The sequence below is a fragment of the Hydrogenophaga sp. genome, assembly GCF_051007235.1.
Lineage (GTDB): Bacteria > Pseudomonadota > Gammaproteobacteria > Burkholderiales > Burkholderiaceae_C > Hydrogenophaga.
Genome location: NZ_JBPCSJ010000434.1, coordinates 1 through 5,599 on the forward strand (window position 1 = coordinate 1; position 5,599 = coordinate 5,599).

Annotated in this window: 5 protein-coding genes; 2 read left to right on the top strand and 3 right to left on the bottom strand. The window is 66.8% G+C overall.

The features are described 5' to 3' along the window. On the top strand, positions 1-916 hold a 916-nt coding region (locus tag ACR2JA_RS15525; protein WP_434009980.1), incomplete at its 5' end, for an NAD(P)/FAD-dependent oxidoreductase. On the opposite strand, the gene ACR2JA_RS15530 is transcribed toward ACR2JA_RS15525, so the two are convergent. After that, entirely contained in the window at positions 900-1,991 is a 1,092-nt protein-coding gene (locus ACR2JA_RS15530; RefSeq protein WP_434009981.1) for a quinone-dependent dihydroorotate dehydrogenase, read from the bottom strand. The two genes, ACR2JA_RS15525 and ACR2JA_RS15530, sit on opposite strands and share 17 nt — an antisense overlap. Before the next feature lie 41 nt (positions 1,992-2,032). Here ACR2JA_RS15530 and rpiA point away from each other — a divergent pair, with 41 nt between their 5' ends. After that, on the top strand, positions 2,033-2,704 hold the full coding sequence (gene rpiA, locus ACR2JA_RS15535; protein WP_434009982.1) for a ribose-5-phosphate isomerase RpiA: 672 nt from the start codon (positions 2,033-2,035) through the stop codon (positions 2,702-2,704). Positions 2,705-2,737: 33 nt separating this feature from the next. On the opposite strand, the gene ACR2JA_RS15540 is transcribed toward rpiA, so the two are convergent. Together ACR2JA_RS15540 and ACR2JA_RS15545 are read right to left on the bottom strand one after the other, a co-directional pair. Further along, positions 2,738-3,367: a glutathione S-transferase N-terminal domain-containing protein gene (locus ACR2JA_RS15540; protein WP_434009984.1), complete on the bottom strand. Its 630-nt coding sequence runs from the start codon at positions 3,365-3,367 to the stop codon at positions 2,738-2,740. A gap of 53 nt (positions 3,368-3,420) precedes the next feature. Continuing rightward, positions 3,421-5,493, bottom strand: a complete 2,073-nt coding sequence (locus tag ACR2JA_RS15545; RefSeq protein ID WP_434009983.1) for a M3 family metallopeptidase — start codon at positions 5,491-5,493, stop codon at positions 3,421-3,423. Positions 5,494-5,599: the final 106 nt, after the last annotated feature.

A 5,599-nucleotide genomic window follows, 5' to 3' on the forward strand; every position in this document is an offset into this window, starting at 1 on the left:
TGGCAAAGCGCTGCTGTACGACTACTGCGAGCGGCGCGGAGTGCAGCACCGCCGCTGCGGCAAACTGATCGTGGCGAACACGGCGTCACAAGTAGCAGCGCTGCCGGCCATCGTCGAAAAGGCGAGGGCTAACGGGGTGGGCGACCTGGTGCTGCTCACGCGCGAGCAGGCAAGGGCGATCGAGCCGCATCTTGAATGCCTGGCGGCGGTGCATTCGCCGTCCACCGGTATCGTCGACAGCCACGCCCTCATACTGGCGCTGCAGGGCGATCTGGAAATCCTGGGTGGCCTGGTGGCGTGCCACAGCGCCGTGGACCGGATGCGTGCCGTGGTCGATGGCATCGAGGTCCTTGCAGTGGACGGCACGGCGTTGCTGGCGCGCACCGTGGTCAACGCGGCGGGGCTGCAGGCCTGTGCGCTGGCGCTGAGCACCGAGGGTCTGAACCCGCGTCATGTACCCCGGCCTTGGTACGCAAAGGGCAGCTACTTCACGTTGTCGGGGCGTGCGCCGTTCCAGCGCCTGATCTACCCCGCGCCAGAGCCGGACAAGCACCTGGCTGGGCTGGGCGTGCACCTGACCCTCGACCTGGGTGGGCAGGCCAAGTTCGGCCCCGATGTGCAATGGGTGGACGACCCTGGTGACCTGCAGGTGGACGCGGCGCGGGGCGAGGGTTTCTACGCCGAGGTCCGCCGTTACTGGCCGGGCCTGCCTGATGGTGCTCTGCAGCCGGGTTACGCCGGCATGCGGCCCAAGATCAGCGGCCAGGATGAGCCTGCCGCGGATTTCCGCATCGATGGCCCGGCGGTGCACGGCGTGCCGGGCTTGGTCAACCTGTTCGGCATCGAATCGCCCGGTCTGACCAGCAGTCTGGCCATCGCCGAACACGTGGCCGGTCTGCTCAGCGCGCAGCCTTGAGGGCCTGCGCCGCTTCGCGCACCAGGGCCGGACCCTTGTAGATCAGCCCGGTGTAGATCTGCACCACGTCAGCGCCGGCAGCGATCTTGCTCACCGCGTCGGCGCCGCTGAGGATGCCACCCACGCCCACGATGGGAAAGCCCTTGCCCAGTGCCATGCGCAGCTGGCGGATCACACGGTTGCTGGCTTCGAGCACCGGCGCTCCCGACAGGCCGCCGGTTTCGTCCGCGTGTCGCAGGCCTTTGACGGCGTCACGGCTGAGCGTGGTGTTGGTGGCGATCACGCCCAGCCGTCCCTGGGCTTGCCCGTCGGCGCCACAGCCGTAGCGCTGCAGCGTGGCCGCGATGACGCCGATCTGCGCGTCGTCCAGGTCGGGCGCGATTTTCAGGAACACCGGTGATTGTTTGCCGTGGCGTTGGGCGAGCTGTTCGCGCCGCTCCATCACGGCGCCCAGCAGGGCGTCCAGCGCCTCGTCGCTTTGCAGGCTGCGCAGGTTCTTGGTGTTGGGGCTGGAGATGTTGACCGTCACGTAGTCGGCGTACGGGTACACGCCGTCCAGGCAGGTGAGGTAGTCGTCGGTGGCCTGCTCGATGGGGGTGGCGGCGTTCTTGCCGATGTTCAGGCCCAGCAGCATGGGCGCTGCGCCGCCAGGTTTGCCCGACTTTTGCCGGAAGCGCGCTTTCTGCACGTTCGCCAGAAAGGCGTCCAACCCCTCGTTGTTGAAGCCCAGGCGGTTGATCAGCGCGCTGCGTTCAGGGATGCGGAACATGCGCGGCTTGGGGTTGCCTGGCTGGCCCTTGGGGGTGACGGTGCCGACCTCGACGAAGCCGAAACCCATGGCCGCCAGGCCATCGATACAGCGGGCGTTCTTGTCCAGACCCGCCGCCAGGCCGACCCGGTTGGGAAAGCGCAGCCCGGCCAGCGTGACCGGATCGTCCACCCGCTGCTCACCCCACAGGCAGCTCAGCGGTGAATGCTGAAAGCGGGCGATGTTGTCCAGCGTCAGTTCGTGCGCGGCTTCGGGGTCCATGCCGAAGAGGATGGGGCGGGTGAGACCGTAAGGGATGAGGGGCATTGGATAATCGTGGGATTCAAAGCAACCCCGGATTGTCTCAAATGACCCAAGACGAACTCAAAGCCCTGGTGGGCCAGGCCGCCCTTCAATACGTCACCCCCGGCGAGATCGTCGGCGTGGGCACAGGCTCCACGGTCAACAAGTTCATCGACGCATTGGCTTCGATGAAGGACCAGATCCAGGGCGCCGTGTCCAGCTCGGTGGCCTCCACCGCGCGCCTGCAGGCGCTGGGCATCCCGGTGTTCGAGGCCAACGACGTGGCCGAACTGTCGGTCTACATCGATGGTGCCGACGAGATCGACGCCAGCGGCTACATGGTCAAGGGCGGCGGTGCCGCGCTCACGCGCGAGAAGATCGTCGCTGCCCAGTCGCGCCGTTTCGTCTGCATCGCCGACGAATCCAAGATGGTCAAGCACCTGGGCGCTTTTCCGCTGCCGGTGGAGGTGATCCCCATGGCCACGGCACGTGTGGCGCGCCAGTTCGCCGCCATGGGCGGCAAGGCGACGGTGCGTCTGAAAGACGGGCAGCCACTGGTGACCGACAACGGCCAGCACATCCTGGATGTGACCGGCTTGCAGGTCGCCGATCCGCTGGCGTTTGAGAGCCAGGTCAACCAGTGGCCGGGCGTGGTGACGGTGGGCGTGTTCGCGTACCAGAAGGCCCACGTGTGCCTGCTGGGCACCAGCACCGGTGTGAAGACGCTGAACTTCTGAGGCCGGGCTACGGGCGCCGCTGTAGCGCCCGTTTTAGAACCGGATGCCGGCGGGGTTGGTCACCGGTGGCGCGACCGGCACCGCCGCGGGGCTGGATGCCACTGGCGCGGCGCTCTTGGGGGGCGCCACCTCCACCGGCTTGATGGCCACCAGCGGCGCAGGCGCCGGGCGCTGGTAGCTGCCCGGGAGCTGGGACTGTTTGGGGTACCCGGCGGCGTCCAGGTACTGCGTCCATTCGCCGTCCGAATAGCCCTTGATCTGCTGACCGCCGATGGTCAGGAAAGGCAGGGAACCATCGCCATTGAGGCGTTTGAACGCTTCGGTGTCCTGGGCGGTGGTGATCGTTTTCTCGGTGTACGGAATGCCCCGCGCGTTCAGCAGGTTGCGCCCGCTGTTGCAGGGCGCGCATTCCTTGCTGGTGTACAGCGTCACCGGGTAGCGGCTGACCACCTGGCGCAGTTCATAAGGCAGGGACCCGCCGCTGGCGCTGCCGGAGCTGCCAGCACCCGCAGCCGGCTTGGCGTTTGCCGAGGCGACCGGCGGCTGGTCTGAAAACGTGACACGCCCGTCCGGCCCCACGATGCGGTACACGCCCTGCGCCAGCAGCGGCAGGCTCAGCAACCCCAGCAAGGGCAGGACAACAGCGGAACGGGCGGTTTTCATCATCACAACGACTCCTTGTCTGCGCTTATCGGCAAACCCCTTGGCAAATCAAATCAGGCCATGCCCTGGTGGCGCAGCAGGGCGTCGATGTTCGGCTCGCGCCCGCGGAAGGCCTTGAACGAATCCATGGCCGGGCGGCTGCCACCGGCTTCCAGAATGGCCCGGCGGTACCGGCGACCTGTTTCCACATCCAGCGTGTTACGGCCCGCTGCCTGAGCGGCTTCTTCGAAGGCGGCGTAGGCGTCGGCCGACAGCACCTCGGCCCACTTGTAGCTGTAGTAGCCCGCCGAGTACCCGCCCGCAAAGATGTGGCTGAAGGTGTTGGCGGTGCGGCTGTAGGCGGGCGGCTGCAGCACGGCCACCTCTGCTCGAACCTGCTGGAGCAGGGCCAGGATGGCTTCGCCCGTGGTCACGGGCTGCGGCTGGCTGTGCAGCAGCATGTCGAACAGCGAGAACTCCACCTGGCGCAGCGTCTGCAGGCCGCTCTGGAAGTTCTTGGCCGCCAGCATCTTGTCGTACAGCGCGCGCGGCAGCGGTTCGCCGCTGTCCACATGGGCGGTCATGTGCTTGAGCACGTCCCATTCCCAGCAGAAGTTCTCCATGAACTGGCTGGGCAGTTCCACCGCATCCCATTCCACACCGCTGATGCCCGAGACGTCGCGCTCGTTCACCTGGGTGAGCATGTGGTGCAGACCGTGGCCGAACTCGTGGAAGAGGGTGATGACGTCGTCGTGCGTGAGCAGCGGCGGTTTGCCGTTCACGCCCTCGGCGAAGTTGCACACCAGGTGCGCCACCGGCGTCTGCAGGACGCCGGTGTCGGGGCGCAGCCAGCGGGCGCGCACGTCGTCCATCCAGGCGCCGCCGCGTTTGCCGGTTCGGGCCGACGGGTCCAGGTAGAACTGGCCCACCAGCTGCACGCCGGCGGGCGTGCTGCGCTCGATGCGGTAGAACTCCACCGAGGGGTGCCAGACCGGCGCGCTGTCGCGGCGGATGGCCACTTCGAACAGCGTCTCAATGATCTGGAACAGTCCGGCCAGCACCTTGGGCGCGGTGAAATACGGTTTGACTTCCTGTTCGCTGAAGGCGTAGCGCGCTTCCTTGAGTTTCTCGCCGATGTACGGCCAGTCCCAGGGCTGCGGGTCTTTCAGGCCCAGCTGCTCAGCGGCAAAGGCACGCATGTCTGCCAGGTCCTGCTCCGCGTATGGACGTGCTTTCTGTGCGAGATCGCGCAGGAAGCCGATCACCTGTTCGGGTGACTCCGCCATCTTGGGCACCAGGGACACGTCGGCAAAGTGCCGGTGACCCAGCAGCTGGGCTTCCTCGTGGCGCAGGGCCAGCAGCTCGCCCATGATGGCGGTGTTGTCGAACTTTTTCGTCTCGCCGTCGGCCTGCTCGCTGGCGCGTGTGACGTAGGCTTGGTAGAGCTTTTGGCGTAGCGCACTGCTGTGGGCGAACTGCATCACCGGCAGGTAGCAGGGCATTTTCAGCGTGAGCTTGTGGCCGGTCTTGCCTTCGGTCTGCGCTGCAGCGGCCGTGGCCTGTTGCACGTCGTCCGGCACGCCAGCCAGTTCCGCGGTGTCCACGTAGAGTTCAAAAGCGTCGGTGGCATCGAGCGCGTTTTCGCTGAATTTTTGCGCCAGCTCGGCATGGCGTTCTTGGATGGCGGCAAACCGCTCCTTGGCCGCGCCTTGCAGCTCGGCGCCGCCGAGGACAAAGCCACGCATGGCGTTCTTGTGCGCCTGCGCCTGCTCGGGTGTCAGTCGGGCCGGGTCCATGCCCTTGTACTTGGCGTACAGCCGTTCATCGGAACCCAGCCGGGTCCAGAACTCGGTCACTTTGGGCAGGGCCTCGTTGTAGGCGGCGCGCAACACGGGCGTGTCGGCCACGCTGTTGAGATGGCTGACAGCGCCCCAGGCACGGGCCAGGCGTTCGGTGGCCACGTCCAACACCTGGGCGATTCGCGCCCAGTCTGTCGGGAAGTCGGCGGCGGTCACGCGCTCCAAGGCTGTGCTGGCATCGACCAGCAAAGCGTCCATGGCCGGCCCGACCTGGGCCGGGGTGATGGCATCGAACAGGGGAAGGTCGGCGGGGGCGAGCAGGGCGTTGGTCGGGGCGGCAGCGTTCATGCGGTCTCAGATGGTGCGCGGTAAGGGAAGTTCAAGCCGGGCCGCCCCGGGGCTGGGCGCGCACCGACCGGTTCGGGTCACTGAGCGCTTTTTTTCACGCTCTTTT

What these genes read in the sequence shown, in the direction of transcription:
- ACR2JA_RS15540 (WP_434009984.1), bottom strand. Translation starts at nt 3,367, where the DNA reads ATGAAAACCGCCCGTTCCGCTGTTGTCCTGCCCTTGCTGGGGTTGCTG.
- rpiA (WP_434009982.1), top strand. Translation starts at nt 2,033, where the DNA reads ATGACCCAAGACGAACTCAAAGCCCTGGTGGGCCAGGCCGCCCTTCAA.
- ACR2JA_RS15545 (WP_434009983.1), bottom strand. Translation starts at nt 5,493, where the DNA reads ATGAACGCTGCCGCCCCGACCAACGCCCTGCTCGCCCCCGCCGACCTT.
- ACR2JA_RS15530 (WP_434009981.1), bottom strand. Translation starts at nt 1,991, where the DNA reads ATGCCCCTCATCCCTTACGGTCTCACCCGCCCCATCCTCTTCGGCATG.